Here is a 15,791-nt window from a genome sequence, read left to right on the forward strand (position 1 = left end):
CACCCGTGGGCGGTGCAAGACTGGATCGGTGACCGTCGTGTCCCCCTCCGTCACCGCGTCCGCCGAGGCCGTCTCCCCCGCCCACGTCGACGCCGTGCTCGCGCGCGCCGCGGCCGGCGAGCGGCTCGACGCGGCCGGCGCCGAGGCGCTGCTCGGCGCCAAGGGCGAGCAGTTCGACCGCCTGCTCGAGCTCGCCGGGCGGCTGCGTGACGCCGGGCTCGCAGCATCCGGTCGTCCCGGTGTGATCACGTACTCGCGCAAGGTGTTCGTGCCCCTCACGACCCTCTGCCGCGACCGCTGTCATTACTGCGTGTTCGTCGACACCCCGGGGCAGCTGCTCAAGAAGCACAAGCCCGCGTACATGTCGCCCGAGCAGGTGCTCGCGGTCGTGCGGCAGGGGCAGTCGATGGGCTGCAAGGAGGTGCTGCTGACCCTCGGCGACCGCCCCGAGGAGCGCTGGCCCGAGGCCCGGGCGTGGCTCGACCAGCACGGTTTCGCGTCGACGATCGAGTACGTCGCGCACATCGCGCGCCTGGTGACCGCCGAGACCGGTCTGCTCGCACATGCCAACCCGGGCGTCATGACCGCGGAAGAGCTGCGGATGCTGCGTCCCGTCGCGCCGTCGATGGGCATGATGCTCGAGACGACCTCGCGTCGCCTGTACGAAGAGCCCGGGCAGGTGCACTTCGGCTCGCCCGACAAGGACCCGGCAGTGCGGCTCGAGGTCATCGAAGCCGCGGGGCGCGAGCGGGTGCCGTTCACGACCGGGATCCTCGTCGGGATCGGCGAGACCGTGCGGGATCGCGCCGAGTCGCTGGTCGCGATCCGCGAGGTCCACGAGCGGCACGCGGTGGGCGGGCAGGGTCACGTGCAGGAGGTGATCGTGCAGAACTTCCGCGCGAAGCCCCGCACGGCGATGCAGGGTGCGCCCGACGCGGAGCTGCTGGAGTACGTCGCCGCCGTCGCCGTGGCGAGGCTCGTGATGGGACCTCGGATGAGGATCCAGGTGCCGCCGAACCTCTCGGACGCCACGGAGTTCGGCCTGCTGGTGCGCGCCGGCGCCGACGACTGGGGCGGCGTCTCGCCCCTCACCGCCGACCACGTGAACCCCGAGCGTCCGTGGCCGCACCTCGACGACCTCGCCCGCATGACCGCAGAGCTGGGGTTCGAGCTGCGCGAGCGCCTGACCGCGCAGCCCGAGTTCGTGCTGAACGCCGAGCCCTGGATCGACCCGGCCCTGCGGCCCGCGGTGGCCGCACTCGCCGATCCCGCTACGGGTCTCGCGGCTCCCTCCTCCGCTGCTCGTTCGTCGCAGAGGTACGCCCCTGACCGCGAATCGCGTACATCTGTGACGAACGGACTGGTGGGCGACGCCACCCGGCCCGAGACGACGGGGGCAGGCGGCGCCGGGGACAGGACCGGCTCCCGGAGCGCTCGCCGGCTCGCCGAGGCGGCGGCGGCCGACCCGCTGGCGCTCGACGACGCCGAGTGGCTCGCCCTCCTCGAAGCGACCTGCGACGACCTCGACGCGCTCGCGGCGACCGCTGACGACCTGCGGCGGTACACCGTGGGCGAGGCCGTCACCCTGGTGGTGAACCGCAACCTCACCTCCACAGGCCTGCGTGCCGTGACGAGCGACGACCCCGCGAGCTTCACGCTCGACGACGCCGGAGCCATCGCCGCGGACGCCTGGGATCTCGGCGCCACCGAGCTCTGCGTGCAGGGGCTCCTTCCTGCGGGCAAGGACCCGTCGGGCTACCTCGACATCGCGCGCGCGGTGAAGGCCGCGGCCCCCGGCATCCACCTCCACGCGTACCGCCCGCAAGATGTGCGCGACCTCGCCGACCGCTCCGGCCTCGGCCTCGAGGGCGCGCTCGTCGCGATGCGCGAAGCGGGCGTCGACACCGTGCCGGGCACCGGCGTCAAGATCCTGAGCGAGCGCGTGCGGGGGCTCGTCGCGCCCGCCGACCTCGAGATCGATCGCTGGGTCGAAGCCATCACGGCCGCGCATCGCGCCGGGTTCCGCTCGACGAGCGTGATCTTCTACGGTCACGTCGAGACCGCCGCCGAGCGCATCGCGCACCTGCGGCAGCTGCGCGCGATCCAGGACGAGACCGGCGGCTTCTCCGAGTTCGTGCCGATTCCGCTCCCCGGCCCGGCCGGCGGTGTGCCCCTCGTCCCCGGCCGCGCGCCGGTCGACGAGCACCGCGCCATGGTCGCCGTGTCGCGACTGCTGCTGTCGGGCAGCATCCCGCACGTGCAGATCCCGTGGACGCGCGTCGGGCGCGACGCGGCGGCGGTGCTGCTGCAGTCGGGCGGCGACGACCTGGGCGGCACGCTGCTCGACGGTCGGGTGAAGCCCGAGGCGGGCATCGAGTTCGGGCAGGAGCTGCCGGTCGCCGACGCGACGGCGATGGTGGCGCGACTGTTCCGGCCGTTCCGCCTGCGCACGACGACCTACGGCCAGGTGGGGCCACGGTGACCCGCGTCGAGGTCGCGATCGTCGGCGCCGGATTCGCCGGCATCGGCGTCGCGTCGGCACTGCGGCGCGCGGGGCGTGACGACTTCGTCCTACTGGAACGCGGGGCATCCGTCGGCGGCACCTGGCGTGACAACACGTACCCGGGCATCGCGTGCGACGTGCCCTCGCATCTCTACGGCTTCGCGACGCACCCGAACCCGGCGTGGTCGGGCACGTACGCGAAGGGCGCGGAGATCCACGCGTACCTCGAGCACGTCGTGGACGTCGAGGACCTGCGAGAGCGCCTGCGCCTTCACACTCCGATGCGATCGGCCGAATGGGATGCCGTCCAGGAGGTGTGGCGCATCGCCACGCCCGACGGCGTCGTCGTGGCCGACGCGCTCGTGCTCGCGTGCGGACGCCTGACGGAGCCCGCCATCCCCCGGGTCCCCGGGCTCGAGCAGTTCCCCGGGCCTCTGTTCCACTCGGCGCGGTGGGATCACTCGGCCGACCTCGCCGGCGCACGTGTGGGGGTCGTGGGCACCGGGGCCAGCGCCGTGCAGATCGTGCCGGAGCTCGCCCGCACGGCTGCCCACGTCACGCTCTTCCAGCGCACGCCCGCGTGGATCGTGCCGCGCGGCGGCGGCGCTTACTCCGACGCCGACCGCGCCCGGTTCGCCGCGACCCCGCAGGCGCTGGAGGCCCTCCGTGCCGAGCTCTACGCCGAGGGCGAGGCCCGGTTCGCGTCGCGCTCGGGCGACTCCGCCGCGGCGGCCGAGGCCGAAGCAGTGGCGCGCGCACACCTCGAGCGACAGGTCACCGACCCGATGCTGCGCGCCGCGCTCACCCCGGACTACGCGTTCGGCTGCAAGCGCGTGCTGCTGTCGGACGACTTCTACCCCGCCGTGGCCTCCGACCGCGTCTCGCTCGTGACCTCTGCTCTGGCCGAGGTCGACGGATCGACGCTCGTCGCGTCCGACGGCACCCGCCACGACGTCGACGCACTCGTGCTCGCGACGGGATTCGCCTCCACGCGCCAGCCGTACGCCGAGCTGGTCGTGGGCGAGGACGGAACGACGCTCGCCGAGCACTGGTCGGGCGGGATGACGGCGTTCGCCTCGACGGTCGTCGCGGGCTTCCCCAACCTCTTCGTGCTGAACGGGCCGAACGCGTCGCTCGGGCACTCGTCGTCCGTGCTGATGATCGAGGAGCAGGCGGGCTACGTCTCCCGGGTCCTCGACGGTCGCGCCGGCCGCGTGCTGCGGGTCGACCCCGAGGCCGAGCGCGCCTACACCGACGAGATCGCGCAGGCTGCAGCATCCACCCGCTGGATGACGGGCGGATGCCGCAACTGGTACGTCGACGAGCGCTCGGGCCGGCTCGCGCTGCTGTGGCCGGGCACGGTCGACGCCTTCCGCGAGCGGCTCGCTCGGGCCGACGGCTCCGAGTTCGTCCCCGAACCCGCTCTCGAAGGGAGCACTCAATGACCGTCCCCCTGCGCTTCGGGTACAAGGCCTCCGCCGAGCAGTTCGGCCCGGCCGAGCTGCTCGACTATGCGATCCAGGCCGAGGAGGCCGGGTTCGACTCGGTCTTCATCTCGGACCACCTCCAGCCGTGGCTGCACGACGGAGGCCACGCCCCGGCATCCGTCCCCTGGCTGGGCGCCCTCGGCGCGAAGACGTCGCGCGTGCTGATCGGCACGTCGGTGCTGACGCCGACGTTCCGGTACAACCCGACCGTCGTCGCGCAGGACTTCGCGACGCTCGGCGTGATGTACCCGGGGCGCGTGATCCTGGGCGTCGGCACCGGCGAGGCGCTCAACGAGGCGAACCTCGGCATCGCGTGGCCCGACCCGCCCGAGCGGTTCCAGCGGCTCAAGGAGGCGATCGGCCTCATCCGCCGGCTCTGGTCGGAGGACCGCGTCAACTTCGACGGCACGTACTATCACGCGCACAACATCACGATCTACGACAAGCTCCCCGAGCCCGTGCCGATCTACATCGGCGCCGCCGGCCCGGCGGCCACGCGCCTGGCCGGACGCATCGCCGACGGCTTCATCACCACGAGCGGAAAGAAGCGCGAGCTCTACACCGACACGCTGCTGCCCGCGCTGCACGAGGGGCTCGAGAAGGCCGGCCGCCCGGCCGACGCGATCGACACGCTGATGGAGATCAAGGTCTCCCTCGACGAGACGGTCGAGGCGGCGAAGGAGAAGACCCGCTTCTGGGCGCCGCTCGCGCTCACGCCCGAGGAGAAGATGGGCGTCGACGACCCGATCGAGATGCAGAGGCTGGGCGAGGCCCTTCCCATCGAGCGCGCGGCGTCGCGGTTCATCGTGTCGGACGACCCCGACGAGCACGTCGAGCGCATCGGCTGGTATATCGGCCTCGGCTTCCGCCACCTCGTCTTCCACGACCCCGGGCACGACCAGGGCGCCTTCCTGCGGATGTACGGCGAAGAGATCCTTCCGCGCCTGCGCGCGAAGTACGGTCAGTGAGGGGTCTGTTCCGGAGGCGGGAGCCGGCGCCACCGGCATCGGCCTCGCCGCGCTGGGTCGTCGTGATCCCGGTCAAGCGAGCGGCCCACGGCAAGTCGCGGCTCGACGTGCCGGGCGCGGATCGCGCCGACCTCGCCCGCGCGATCGCCCTCGACACGATCGAGGCTGCGGCGCGGTGCGAGCTCGTGCTCCAGGTGGTCGTCGTGTCGGACGATCCGGTGCTCGCGCGCGAGTCGGCGATGATCCCCGCCCTCCGGTTCGTGCCCGAGGGAGAGACCCGCGGCCTCGACGCGGCGGTCGCGACGGGGATGACGGCGATCGATCGGGACGGACGGATGCCGCGGGCCGCCCTCCTCGGCGACCTCCCGTCCTTGCGACCCGTTGACCTCGCCGACGCGCTTCAGGCCGCGGCATCCGTCGACCGCGCCGTCGTCGCCGACGCGGAGGGCACCGGTTCGACCCTCGTGACCGCCGCGCCCGGAGTGGCGTGGACGTCGTCGTTCGGAGACGGCTCGTTCGCACGGCACGTCGCGCTCGGCTGCCAGGCGCTGGCGGTGACGGATGCCTCGACCCTGCGCCGCGACGTCGACACCGCCGCGCAGCTCCAGGTCGCTCGGGCACTCGGCCTCGGTTCTCGCACGGCGGCGCTGGTCGCAGACGCCGCCGTCTGACACCCTCGGGCCGCCGCGCCGCCAATTGTGCGCGGAAACCTGCCACCCCGGCTCGCGGGCGCTGCCCCTCTCGGTAGCGTGGCGGGATGAGCGACTACCAGGTGCTGGAGATGGGCGGACTCGACCAGTGGCGGGCGCACTACGGCGGGTTCACGCCGCAGAAGTCGCGCGACGGGCGCCGCGTCGTCGACCACGACCTGACGATGCAGTACATCGGCATGACCGCGAACGCGTTCGAGCCCGGCGAGCAGGCCGGCTACTGGCACACCCACGCCCGCGTCGAGGAGCTGTACGTCTTCCTCGCCGGCCGGGGTCAGATGGGCCTGGACGACGAGATCGTCGACGTCGGCCCCGGCACCGTGGTGCGGGTCGGCCAGGGCGTATGGCGCACCTGGCGCGCGACGCCCGACAGCCCCGAGCAGCTGCGGTGGCTGTGCATCCGCGCCGGCGGGGAGGAGCTTCCGCATCTGCCCGACGACAGCACCCGCGACAACGATCGCCCCTCGCCCTGGGCCTGACTGTTCCCGTCAGACGATCAGCAGGTAGACCGCGCCGACGATCGTGAAGGCGATCACGAGCTTCTCGAACACCGACTGCGGCATCCGGTCGGCGAGCCAGCGGCCTCCGAACGCCGCGACGACCACCAGCGGGACGAGCACGAGATCGATAAGGAGTCCCGGCACGGTGATGATCCCGATGCCGATCGAGAACGGCACCTTGAACAGGTTGACGATCGCGAAGAACCACGCCGCCGTGCCGAGGAAGGCCTTCACCTCGAATCGGGCGGCGAGGAAGTACATCGACATCACGGGCCCCGCGGCGTTCGCGACCATCGTGGTGAAACCGCCGAGGGTGCCGTAGGTCGCCGCGGCGACGCGGTGCGAGCCTCCGGTCTCGACCTCGGCGGCGAACCGGCGTCGCAGCAGCGTGATGGCGATCACCGCGAGCAGGATCACGCCGATCGACTTCTTCACCCAGACGTCGTCGGCGAACCACAGGAAGACCACGCCCAGCAGCACGCCCAACACGACCGCGGGGGCGAGCCGCAGGAGGGTCCGCCAGTCCGCGTGCCGGCGATACATCGTCACGGCGAAGATGTCCGCGACGATCAGGAGGAGGAGCAGGACTCCCGTCGACTGCTTGGCCGGGAGCACGGCCGCGAAGATCGCGACGGCGATCGTGCCGGCGCCGGGCACGGCGGTCTTCGACAGGCCGACGACCACCGCCCCGATGCCGAGCAGGGCCCACGCCCACCACGCGAGTTCGGGCACTGTCAGAGCCCGGCGGCGGTGAGCGCCGCCTCGCCGAGGGCGCTCCGGCGCGCAGCATCCGTCATCCACAGCGGGCGCACGAGCGGACGGATGCCGAGCCCGGCCACCGCGCCGGCGGCGGCCTCGTCCTCTTCGGCGAGGAGCCACGCGTCCAGCAGCCCGCGGCTCTCGCGGGCACCGTAGAGGCCGGCGACCGCCGCCGCGGAGGTCTCGACGCCGATCGCGGTGAGGCACACGTCGGCCATGCCGCGCACGACCTTGCCGCCGATGATCGGCGAGACGCCCACGATCGGCGCGGCAGTCGCGCGCAGCGCCTCGCGCACGCCCGGCACCCCGAGGATCGGGCCGATCGACACGACCGGGTTCGAGGGGGCGAGCAGCACGGCGTCGGCTGCGGCGATCGCCTCGGCGACGCCGGGGGCCGCGGTGGCGGTGTCGATGCCGGGGTTCTCGAAGCGCGTCGGCGTGAGGGTCGCGCGGTGGCGCGTCCACCATTCCTGGAAGTGCAGGCGCGTGCCGTCGTCGAGCACGACCATGGTGTCGACCTCGGCGTCGGTCATCGGCAGCAAGCGGGCGCCGAGGTCCCAGCGGTGCGACATGCGCTCGAGCACGTCTGTCGGGGTGAGGCCCTCGCGCAGCCAGCCGGTGCGGGCGAGGTGCGTGCCGAGATCGAGGTCGCCGAGGGTGAACCACGGCCAGCCGGCGCCCCATTCCTGCAGCTCGTGGTTGACCCGCTCGCTGTCGCCCCGGCGGCCCCAGCCGCGTTCGGTGTCGTTGACGCCCGCGAGGGCGTAGGTGATCGAGTCGACGTCGGGTTGCAGCCGCACGCCCGACAGCCAGATGTCGTCGCCGGTGTTGACCACGACGGTGAGCGCCGCGGCGGTGTCGTCGACGCCGCGGGCGCGCAGCGCCCCGCGCACACCGAGCACGAAGCGGGAGCCGCCGACGCCGCCCGCGAGCACGACGATGCGAGGCGTGCCGGTCACAGGAGGGTCAGTTCCGGGTGTCCATGCCGCCGAGACGCGGGATCATGCCGGTCTTGGGGGCGAACTCGTCGGCCGCGTGCGGGAGGGAGAACTTGCCGACGGCGTCGATGAGGGCGTCGACGGTCTGCGCGTCGGCGATGACGTCCACGTCGAGGCCGGCGCGGCGCGCGTCCTTCGCGGTGCGCGGGCCGATCGCGGCGATGAGGGTGGTCTCGGGGATCTCGGGGAACTGCTCGTGCACCTGCTGCGCGACCGAGCCGCTGGTGACGAGGATGGCGTTGATCCGGCCGGACTGGACGTCTTCGGCGATGCGCTCGGTCACCGGCACCCCGACGGTGCGGTAGGCGACGACGCTGCGGACGCGGTGCCCCGCCTCGGTGAGCATGCGGGTGAGGACCGGCTTCGCGATCTCGCTGCGGAGGGTGAGGATGTCGCGGGGCTCGGGCTCGAGGGCGATGAGCTGCTCGGCCATCCCGGCCGCGGAGTTGTCGCGCTCGGGCACGAGGTCGACACGGTAGCCGACGGCGAGGAGCGCGGCGGCCGTCGTCTCGCCCACGGCGGCGATCTTCGTCGTCGCCGGCACGACCGCGCGATACGCGTAGAGGACATCGACCGTGGTCGCGCTCGTGACCGTCAGCCAGTCGAACCTGCCGGCGGCGAGGTCGGCGAGCGCCTGATCGAGCGACGCCTGGTCGTTCGTGGGGGCGAAGTTGATGAGCGGGGCGATCACGGGGATCGCACCCTGGCGGCGCAGCGTCGCCGCGACGCCGTCGCCCCAGGGGCCGCCGCGGGGCACGAGAACGCGCCAGCCGGCCAAGGGCTTGACGGACTGGTGCTGTGCTGCGGCGGTGTTCATAAGGGGTCGACTCTCGATGGTGCTCAGTCGGCCGCCCACGAAGCTCGAGACAGCCGATGCGCGATGGGAATCGGGTTCGCGCTATCGGCAGCTAACGCACCATTGCACTGCCTTGCCTCCCGAGCATACCCCCGATCGAGGACCGCGTTGCCTCGGCGGCGGCGGCGAGCGGGAATGCGGGCCGGATCAGCGGGTATAGAGGCGCACGAAGCCCCAGACCGCCGCGCCGACGGCCACGGCGCCGGCGATGACGGCGACGGCGGTGAGCGCGGGATTGCGCCGATTGAAAGCGCGAGCGCGTTCGATGTTCTCGTCGAGCGCCTGTTCGACCCGGCGGGGGACGTTCGCCTTCTCCTCGATGGCGGCGAGCGCCGCCTTGAGCTCGGTCCTCGCCTGCTCGACGGGATCAGTGATCCCGAGGGGCACAGCCGTGCGAGGCAGCGCGACCGGGTTCTTCGACAGCGGAACGGGCGCGTCAGAGCTCATCGCGCACCTCCTTCACGTCCAGGGCGATCGATTGGACCGGGTTGCGGCGTTCGCCGATCCGGCGGAAGTAGACGACGCCGATGATCGCGAAGACCGCGGTGACGATCAGCATCGCGAAGAACACGACGAGCGCCGACAGCCACACCGGCCACCACGACGACAGCCCCGCGATCACGAACGTGCCGAAGACCGGCACCGACCAGAACAGCACGAACAGCGCTGCGAACGCCCACAGCGCCCCCCATCCGCCGTCCTTCGCGGTCTTGGCGAGCCAGGCCTTCGCCGCGTCGATCTCCGCGATGACGAGGTTGCGGATGAGCTCCGGGATCTCACCGAGCAGGGTGAGCAGGCTGTCGTCCGCGCGGTCACGGAAGCCGCGTGGGGTAGTCATCACGTCAGGCCCCGCCGCGACCGTTCTCGGAGGCGTCGTCCACGGCGTCGTCGACGGCGTCCTTCACGGCCTTCGCCGAGGTCTGCGCCGCCCTGCCGACGTCGTCGGCGGAGTCCTTGCCGACCTTGATGGCGGCGTCGAGCCTCTGCCCGGGGGTCCCCTTCGAGCCGGCGGCCTGGCTGACCTTCACCGCCGACTCCCACAGCGTCGACGGCAGCGACATCGCCTGGGACTTGGCGAAGTCCTTCACCTTGCCCACCTGCGTCTGCACGGGCTCGGCGTTCCACACCTTCAGCCACTGCGTCTTGATCTGCTCGTAGCGCTCACGACCCGCGCGCGTACCGAGCACATACCCGATCGCGAGTCCGACGACGAGTCCAGCCTTGCCCTTCATGAGGTCTCCTCACGCTCGGTGTGACCTGACGACCCTCCCAGGGTAGCCCTGTATGCCGATTCCGGCATCCACCCTTGACAGGGTCGGCAGTGGGAGGGTTCACTCCGCCGCCGCGGCACCCCACAGCGCCTTGTGCCGCAGGCGATCCGCCTCGTCCTGCGCGTCGGCGACGACCTGCGCGAGCCCGCTTCCCGACAGCCACGCGCCGACTGCGGCGAGCCCCGGCACGCGGGCGATCGCTGCACGCGCGGTATCGGTGCGTTCGCGTCGGCCGAGCATCGAGGCGGGCGGCACGAGCGTGTACGTGTCACGGTGCGCACCGGCGATCCGGTCTTCGTCGAGTTCGACGCCGAGGAGGACGGATGCCTCGGCCACCGCCATCACCGCCGCGTCCGCGTCGGCCAGTCCCTCGGTCGCGGGCGCGACCCCGGGGGCGCCGAAGGCGACCCGCAGGACGTGACGCCCGGCGCCCGCCTCCCGCGCGAGCCACTCCCAGCGAGCGGTCTCGTGCACGAGTCCCGTGGCGCGCGTCACTCCGGGGACGGCGTGGACATGGGCGCCGCGCGGCGCCGCATCGAGTTCGGGGGCAGCCACCACGAGCGTCACGACCTCGCGGGCGATTCCCGCGAGGGGCACGTCTGCGAATCGGGGCGAGCCGAGGGCGCTCCCGAGGAGCGTGCGGGCGGCGCCCTCCTCGGTCGCGACGATCACCGCGTCGGCGTGCAGCCGGTCCGGCGCGGCCACGGCACCCTCGGGGATGATCGTCGCGAGCTGCACCGTCCACCGCCGGTCGCCGCGGACCAGACCCGTCGCCAGCGCCCCCCGGTGGATGACGACCTCGCGCTCGGCCAGCCTCTCGGCGAGGGCGACCGTGAGCTGCGGCATCCCCCCGTCCAATCCCTCGATCGCGGAACCGGGTGCGTCGACGCGGACGTCGGCGACTGCGCCGCCCAGCCACCCGGTGCGGGTGAGCGCGTTGCTGAGTCCGGGAGCGGCGATGTCGACGTCGACGTCGACGGGGTCGAGACCGAAGCGGTCGATGGTGAGCGGTGCCACCAGGCGGTCCAGGACCTTGTCGCCCATCCGGCCGTGCACGAGGCGGCCGAGGCTGCGCTGGGCGCCGATCGTGAGCGGCGGGCGGAGTCGGTCGACGTACGCGCGCCACGTGCCGTCCCAGCCGATGATCCGGCGCACGCTCTCGTCCCAGGGATTGGCCGGGATCCCGAGCACCTGCTCGGCGGGAAGCGGCGCCGCGGCGCCCTTCGGCAGGCCCGCGATCCACTCACGATCGTCGCGCGGGCGCACGATCGCGGCATCCGGCAGCACTTCGTCGATGAGGCTGCGCACCGCGCCTCCCCGAGTGGACCAGCAGGTGACGCCGGTCTCGAGGTCGAGTCCCGCGATGCGGGTGGACCCGATGGTGCCGCCGAGGCGATCCGAGGCCTCGACGAGCGTCACCGCCATGCCGACCTTGGCGCACTCCCACGCCGCGACGAGACCGGCGATGCCGCCCCCGATGACGACCACGCGCGTCTGGCGGGCGTGGTCGACGAGTTCGTGGAACGGTTCGGCGTCGGTCACGGCATCCATCCTCCCATCCGCGAACTGTGCCGGCCGGGGCGGCCGGTGGGAGACTGGGGCCCATGAGCCTCCACATCACGGGCGACGACGCCGCCGACCGCCTGCTGACCGACGACCCGCTCGCCCTGCTGATCGGCATGCTGCTCGACCAGCAGGTCGCGATGGAGACGGCCTTCGCCGGGCCGCTCAAGATCGCGGAGCGGGCGGGGACGCTGGATGCCGCGGCCATCGCGAGCTTCGATCCGGAGGCGTTCACCGAGCTCTTCAAGGCGACGCCCGCGGTGCACCGGTTCCCGGGTTCGATGGCGGCCCGCGTGCAGGCGCTGTGCGCGGCGGTCGAGCAGGACTGGGGCGGTGACGCCTCCGCGATCTGGACGCGCGACGAGCCCGACGGGGCGACCGTGCTGAAGCGCCTGAAGTCGCTGCCGGGATTCGGCGAGCAGAAGGCGAAGATCTTCCTCGCGCTGCTGGGAAAGCAGTACGGCTTCACCGGCGCCGGCTGGCGCGAGGCGGCAGGTGCGTATGGCGACGAGGGCTCGTTCCGCAGCGTCGCGGACATCGTCTCGCCCGAGTCGCTGACGAAGGTGCGAGAGCACAAGCGCGCGATGAAGGCCGCGGCCAAGGGCTGACGCGAGCGTCGCCATGCGGAAGACCGGAGGGGACGTCGGCGAGTTCGTCGCGGCTGTGCGGCCGGCGAAGCGGCAGCGGGACGCCGTGACGATGATCCGGCTGCTGCGCGAGGTCACCGGCCGCGAGCCCGAGCTGTGGGGCACGATCATCGGCTTCGGGTCGTGCCACTACCGCTCTGCGGCCGGCACCGAGGGCGACGCCCCGATCGCGGCGTTCTCCCCGCGGCGCGAATCCACCACGGTCTACACGCTGCGCACCGCCGCGCACGGCGAGCGCCTCGCGAGGCTCGGACCGCACGAGACGGGCGTGAGCTGCCTGTACCTCAAGGACCTGGAACAGGTGGATGCCGGGGTGCTCCGCGAGATCGTCGCCGAGGACTACCGCCGCGTGCTGGCCGGCGAGACCGGCGACATGACGTACACCGTCACGGATTGACGCCCGGTCGCCCTGCCCGGGTCGTCCGCGTCGTGAGTCCTAAGGTTGACCACGTGCGGCTGAGGTTCTTCGGAGGACTGGAGGCGGAGACGGATGGCGCTCCGCTCGCGATCCGCGGGCGCGGCCAGGAGGCGCTGCTGTTCCGCCTCGCGCTCGACGCCGGAACGACGGTCGCGTATCGCTCGCTCGCCGAGGACGTCTGGCCCGATGACCTTCCCGAAGACCCGCGCGCCTCACTGCAGTCCCTGGCCTCGCGTCTGCGCCGCGGACTGCCCGCCGGCACGCTCGAGGCGGTGCCGGGCGGGTATCGGCTGACGATCTCCCGCGACGACGTCGACCTCGCGAAGTTCCAGGATCTGGTCGCCCGCGCCCGGCGCGCGGCCGATCAGGCGGCGGCCACCGCCGATGCGCGCGCGGCGCTGGACCTCTGGCGCGGCGACCCCTGGACTCCGGGCGACGGGTTCGACTGGGTCGTGCGCGACCTCCTCGAGGACCGCGCTCACGCCGAGCGCATCCTCGCGGCGGCCGAGTCGGATGCCGAGGGAACGGATGCTGGCGCCCCGGCCTCGTCTCGCGACGCCGGCGGTGTGGTCGCCGCGGGCGTCGAAGCCTCCGTGCCGGCCGCCCTCACACCCCTGATCGGGCGGCAGCGCGAACTGCAGCTCATCCACGACCAGCTCCGCGAAGAGCGGCTGGTGACCCTGATCGGTCCAGGCGGCGCGGGCAAGACGACTCTCGCGTTCGAGACCGCGCGGCGCACGCCCGGCTCCATCGTCGTCGAGCTCGCACCCGCGGCGCCGGGCGAGGTGTGGGCGGCCGTCGCAGGAGCCGTGGGGCGCAGCATCCGTGTCGGCGAACTCGTCTCGACCAGCGCCCGCGACCGCGTCGCGGAGGCCCTCGCCGGCAGAACCCTGCTGGTCGTGTTCGACAACTGCGAGCATGTCTCGGCGGAGGCCGCGGGCGTCGCCCTCGATGTGCTGCGCGGTGCTCCGGGATCGCGGATCCTCGCGACCAGCCGCGAGCCGCTGGGGCTCGCGGGCGAGGCATTCGTCGATCTCGGCCCGCTTCCCGAGGTCGATGCGCGCGAGCTCTTCGCCCGGCGCGTGCGGGCGGCGCGCGGCTCCCCGCCCGGCGTCGAGGAGGAAGCCGCCGTCGAGCGCATCGTGACGCGGCTGGACGGTCTTCCGCTCGCGCTGGAGCTCGCCGCGGCGAAGTCGCGGACGCTGACCATCGCCGAGATCGACAGCGGCCTGGACGACCGCTTCGCGCTCCTCGCGACCGGCCCGAAGGCGATCGAAGCGAGGCACCAGACGCTGCGCGCGCTCATCGACTGGAGCTGGGAGACGCTGACGGACGCGGAGCGCACCGCCCTGCGCGCCGCGGCGGTCTTCCCCGACGGCGTGGACGTGCGCGATGTGGCGGCGATCGGAGACGCCTTCGACGTGGGTGCGGGCGCGTTCGACGCGCTCGTCGACAAGTCGCTGCTGCGGCGATCGGACCGGCGGCTTCGCATGCTCGAGACGGTGCGCGAATACGGCCTCGACCGCCTGCGGAGCGAGGGCCGCGAGGCTGAGTTCCGAGCGGTGCAGGCGCGGGCGATGGCACGGCTTGCGGCGCGGGAGGATGCGCGGCTGCGCGGACCGGAGGTGCGCGCAGCGCTCGCGTGGTTCGACGCGGACGAGGAGAACCTGAGCGCCGCGCTGCGCACCTGTGCCGACCAGCCCGGTATGGACGAGGTCGGCGTGCGGCTCGTGCGCGCGTGCTTCTGGGCGTGGTTGATGCGCGAGCGCTTCGAGGATCTCCAGTCCGGCGTGATGCGCTTCGGCGAGGCCGCCGCAAGTCTGGACTCGGAGGCGGCCGTGGTGGTTCGTGCGATCGCCTTGCTCGGCGCGGCCTTGGCCCGGGACGGGGAGGAAGGCGAAGGCCGGGCGCTGCGGGAGGAGGCAGACGGCCGGGCCGAGGTGGGCGGGACGTCGTCGGGCGGGGGCGGCGAGGCTGTCTCCCCCGCAGCCGGCGGCGCCGACACGCGCCCCGGCGAGCCGGCAGCCGCGGCGGTGGCCCGCCTCGAGCGCGAGGTGCCCGCTGTGATCGAGGCTGCCGCCGTGCATCGCAGCGAACTCTCCGCCGCCCTGGAGCCGCTGCTGACGGCGATCCTCGTGGCGGTGCAGCGCCATCGGCCCGGCACACCATGGTCGCGCGGTGTCGCGATCGGCGACGAGGGGCTCGAGGACGCTCCGGCGTGGACGCTCGCCTTCATCAGCATGCTGCGCTCGGCGATCGCGCAGAACGGCGGCGACAACGAGACACTCGGCGTGGAGAGCGAGAAGGCCGTCTCGATGTTCCGGGAGCTCGGCGACGTCTGGGGCATCGCGTTCGCGAGCCAGATGCGGTCGGAGTGGCTGCAGTTGGCGGGTCGACTGGACGAGGCCCTCGCGGTCGCCGACGCCTCGTCGGCGGGCCTGTCGGGCCTGACTTCGGTGACCGACCTCGTGCAGCAGCGCTCGCAGAGCATCGGGCTCCTGCTGCGGCTCGGGCGCATCGACGACGCGCGCGCCCGGCTGCGGGAGTCGCAGGAACTCGCGCGCGCGAGGGATTCGCAGCGCGGTCTGGCCCAGACCGAGATGGACGCCGCGGCCATCGAGATCGCCGTCGGGGACGGGGCGGCGGCGCTGCGTCACCTCGATGCCGTCGCCGCCGAGCTCGTGCCCTCCTTCCCCGACCAGCTGATCGCGTGGTCGGGCTCGCGCCGCGCGCAGGCCCTCCTCCTGGAAGGGCGCGCCGACGAGGCCCGCGACGCGCTCGCGGAGGCATTGCCTGCGGCCGCACGCAGTGGCGACCACCCGATCGTCGCCGATGTGGCCGTGTCGATCGCCGGGTGGCTGGCCGCGGCCGGACGGGATGCGGACGCCCGCCGCGCGCTCGTCGCCGCCACGCGGCTGAGGGGCGGCGTCGACGCGTCGGACCCGTTCCTGCGCGTGATGCGCGAGCGACTCGCGAACGATGTGCTCGTGCCCGGCACGGCGGCCCGCGTCGCCCCGCTTGATCGCGGCGACGACGACCTCGCCGTCCTTGCGTCGTTCCTCGGTGGATAGCCGTTACCCGGTCGGTCCCCGTGGGCTGACCCATGGGCAC

At 72.9% G+C, this 15,791-nt stretch carries 15 protein-coding genes; 8 read left to right on the forward strand and 7 right to left on the reverse strand.

Annotated elements, in window-relative coordinates:
- The first annotated feature begins 28 nt into the window (after positions 1 to 28).
- From cofG to JNB61_RS05585, 5 genes are all read left to right on the forward strand, one after another.
- On the forward strand, positions 29 to 2,482 hold the full coding sequence (gene cofG, locus JNB61_RS20465) for a 7,8-didemethyl-8-hydroxy-5-deazariboflavin synthase CofG (protein ID WP_308291211.1): 2,454 nt from the start codon (positions 29 to 31) through the stop codon (positions 2,480 to 2,482).
- The gene (locus JNB61_RS05570) at positions 2,479 to 3,948 is read left to right on the forward strand and encodes a flavin-containing monooxygenase (protein ID WP_220338986.1); all 1,470 of its coding nucleotides are present in this window, start codon (positions 2,479 to 2,481) and stop codon (positions 3,946 to 3,948) included. Before cofG ends, JNB61_RS05570 begins: the two co-directional genes overlap by 4 nt.
- Entirely contained in the window at positions 3,945 to 4,958 is a 1,014-nt protein-coding gene (gene fgd, locus JNB61_RS05575; RefSeq protein ID WP_220338987.1) for a glucose-6-phosphate dehydrogenase (coenzyme-F420), read from the forward strand. Before JNB61_RS05570 ends, fgd begins: the two co-directional genes overlap by 4 nt.
- Entirely contained in the window at positions 4,955 to 5,629 is a 675-nt protein-coding gene (gene cofC, locus JNB61_RS05580; protein WP_220338988.1) for a 2-phospho-L-lactate guanylyltransferase, read from the forward strand. The genes fgd and cofC overlap by 4 nt, the downstream gene beginning before the upstream one ends.
- Positions 5,630 to 5,715: 86 nt before the next feature.
- Positions 5,716 to 6,147 carry a cupin domain-containing protein gene (locus tag JNB61_RS05585; RefSeq protein ID WP_220338989.1) on the forward strand — a complete coding sequence of 144 codons (432 nt, stop codon included), beginning with the start codon at positions 5,716 to 5,718 and terminating at the stop codon, positions 6,145 to 6,147.
- Positions 6,148 to 6,156: 9 nt separating this feature from the next.
- Here the strand turns inward: JNB61_RS05585 and JNB61_RS05590 are convergent, their stop codons facing one another.
- The 7 genes from JNB61_RS05590 to JNB61_RS05620 all read right to left on the reverse strand — a co-directional run bounded on the left by JNB61_RS05590 (position 6,157) and on the right by JNB61_RS05620 (position 11,603).
- A complete protein-coding gene (locus tag JNB61_RS05590; RefSeq protein WP_220338990.1) occupies positions 6,157 to 6,900 on the reverse strand; it encodes a sulfite exporter TauE/SafE family protein in 744 nt (247 codons plus the stop codon).
- A 2-nt stretch (positions 6,901 to 6,902) separates the two neighbouring features.
- Positions 6,903 to 7,886, reverse strand: a complete 984-nt coding sequence (gene cofD, locus JNB61_RS05595; RefSeq protein WP_220338991.1) for a 2-phospho-L-lactate transferase — start codon at positions 7,884 to 7,886, stop codon at positions 6,903 to 6,905.
- A gap of 7 nt (positions 7,887 to 7,893) precedes the next feature.
- The gene (locus tag JNB61_RS05600) at positions 7,894 to 8,742 is read right to left on the reverse strand and encodes a uroporphyrinogen-III synthase (RefSeq protein WP_159841238.1); all 849 of its coding nucleotides are present in this window, start codon (positions 8,740 to 8,742) and stop codon (positions 7,894 to 7,896) included.
- 186 nt (positions 8,743 to 8,928) lie between these two features.
- Positions 8,929 to 9,228 carry a hypothetical protein gene (locus JNB61_RS05605; RefSeq protein ID WP_159841236.1) on the reverse strand — a complete coding sequence of 100 codons (300 nt, stop codon included), beginning with the start codon at positions 9,226 to 9,228 and terminating at the stop codon, positions 8,929 to 8,931.
- On the reverse strand, positions 9,218 to 9,619 hold the full coding sequence (locus JNB61_RS05610; RefSeq protein WP_159841234.1) for a phage holin family protein: 402 nt from the start codon (positions 9,617 to 9,619) through the stop codon (positions 9,218 to 9,220). Before JNB61_RS05610 ends, JNB61_RS05605 begins: the two co-directional genes overlap by 11 nt.
- 4 nt (positions 9,620 to 9,623) lie before the next feature.
- A complete protein-coding gene (locus tag JNB61_RS05615) occupies positions 9,624 to 10,013 on the reverse strand; it encodes a hypothetical protein (protein WP_220288850.1) in 390 nt (129 codons plus the stop codon).
- 99 nt (positions 10,014 to 10,112) lie between these two features.
- Complete coding sequence (locus tag JNB61_RS05620; protein WP_220338992.1) at positions 10,113 to 11,603, reverse strand: protoporphyrinogen/coproporphyrinogen oxidase; 1,491 nt, start codon at positions 11,601 to 11,603, stop codon at positions 10,113 to 10,115.
- A 53-nt stretch (positions 11,604 to 11,656) separates the two neighbouring features.
- Here JNB61_RS05620 and JNB61_RS05625 point away from each other — a divergent pair, with 53 nt between their 5' ends.
- From JNB61_RS05625 to JNB61_RS05635, 3 genes are read left to right on the forward strand one after another with little or no spacing between them, the layout of a single operon-like run.
- Complete coding sequence (locus tag JNB61_RS05625) at positions 11,657 to 12,223, forward strand: HhH-GPD-type base excision DNA repair protein (RefSeq protein WP_220288848.1); 567 nt, start codon at positions 11,657 to 11,659, stop codon at positions 12,221 to 12,223.
- A gap of 13 nt (positions 12,224 to 12,236) precedes the next feature.
- Positions 12,237 to 12,659: a DUF1801 domain-containing protein gene (locus JNB61_RS05630; RefSeq protein ID WP_220338993.1), complete on the forward strand. Its 423-nt coding sequence runs from the start codon at positions 12,237 to 12,239 to the stop codon at positions 12,657 to 12,659.
- Positions 12,660 to 12,712: 53 nt separating this feature from the next.
- On the forward strand, positions 12,713 to 15,751 hold the full coding sequence (locus JNB61_RS05635; protein WP_220338994.1) for an ATP-binding protein: 3,039 nt from the start codon (positions 12,713 to 12,715) through the stop codon (positions 15,749 to 15,751).
- Positions 15,752 to 15,791 lie beyond the last annotated feature (40 nt).

This window comes from Microbacterium ureisolvens (assembly GCF_019511645.1).
Lineage (GTDB): Bacteria > Actinomycetota > Actinomycetes > Actinomycetales > Microbacteriaceae > Microbacterium > Microbacterium ureisolvens_A.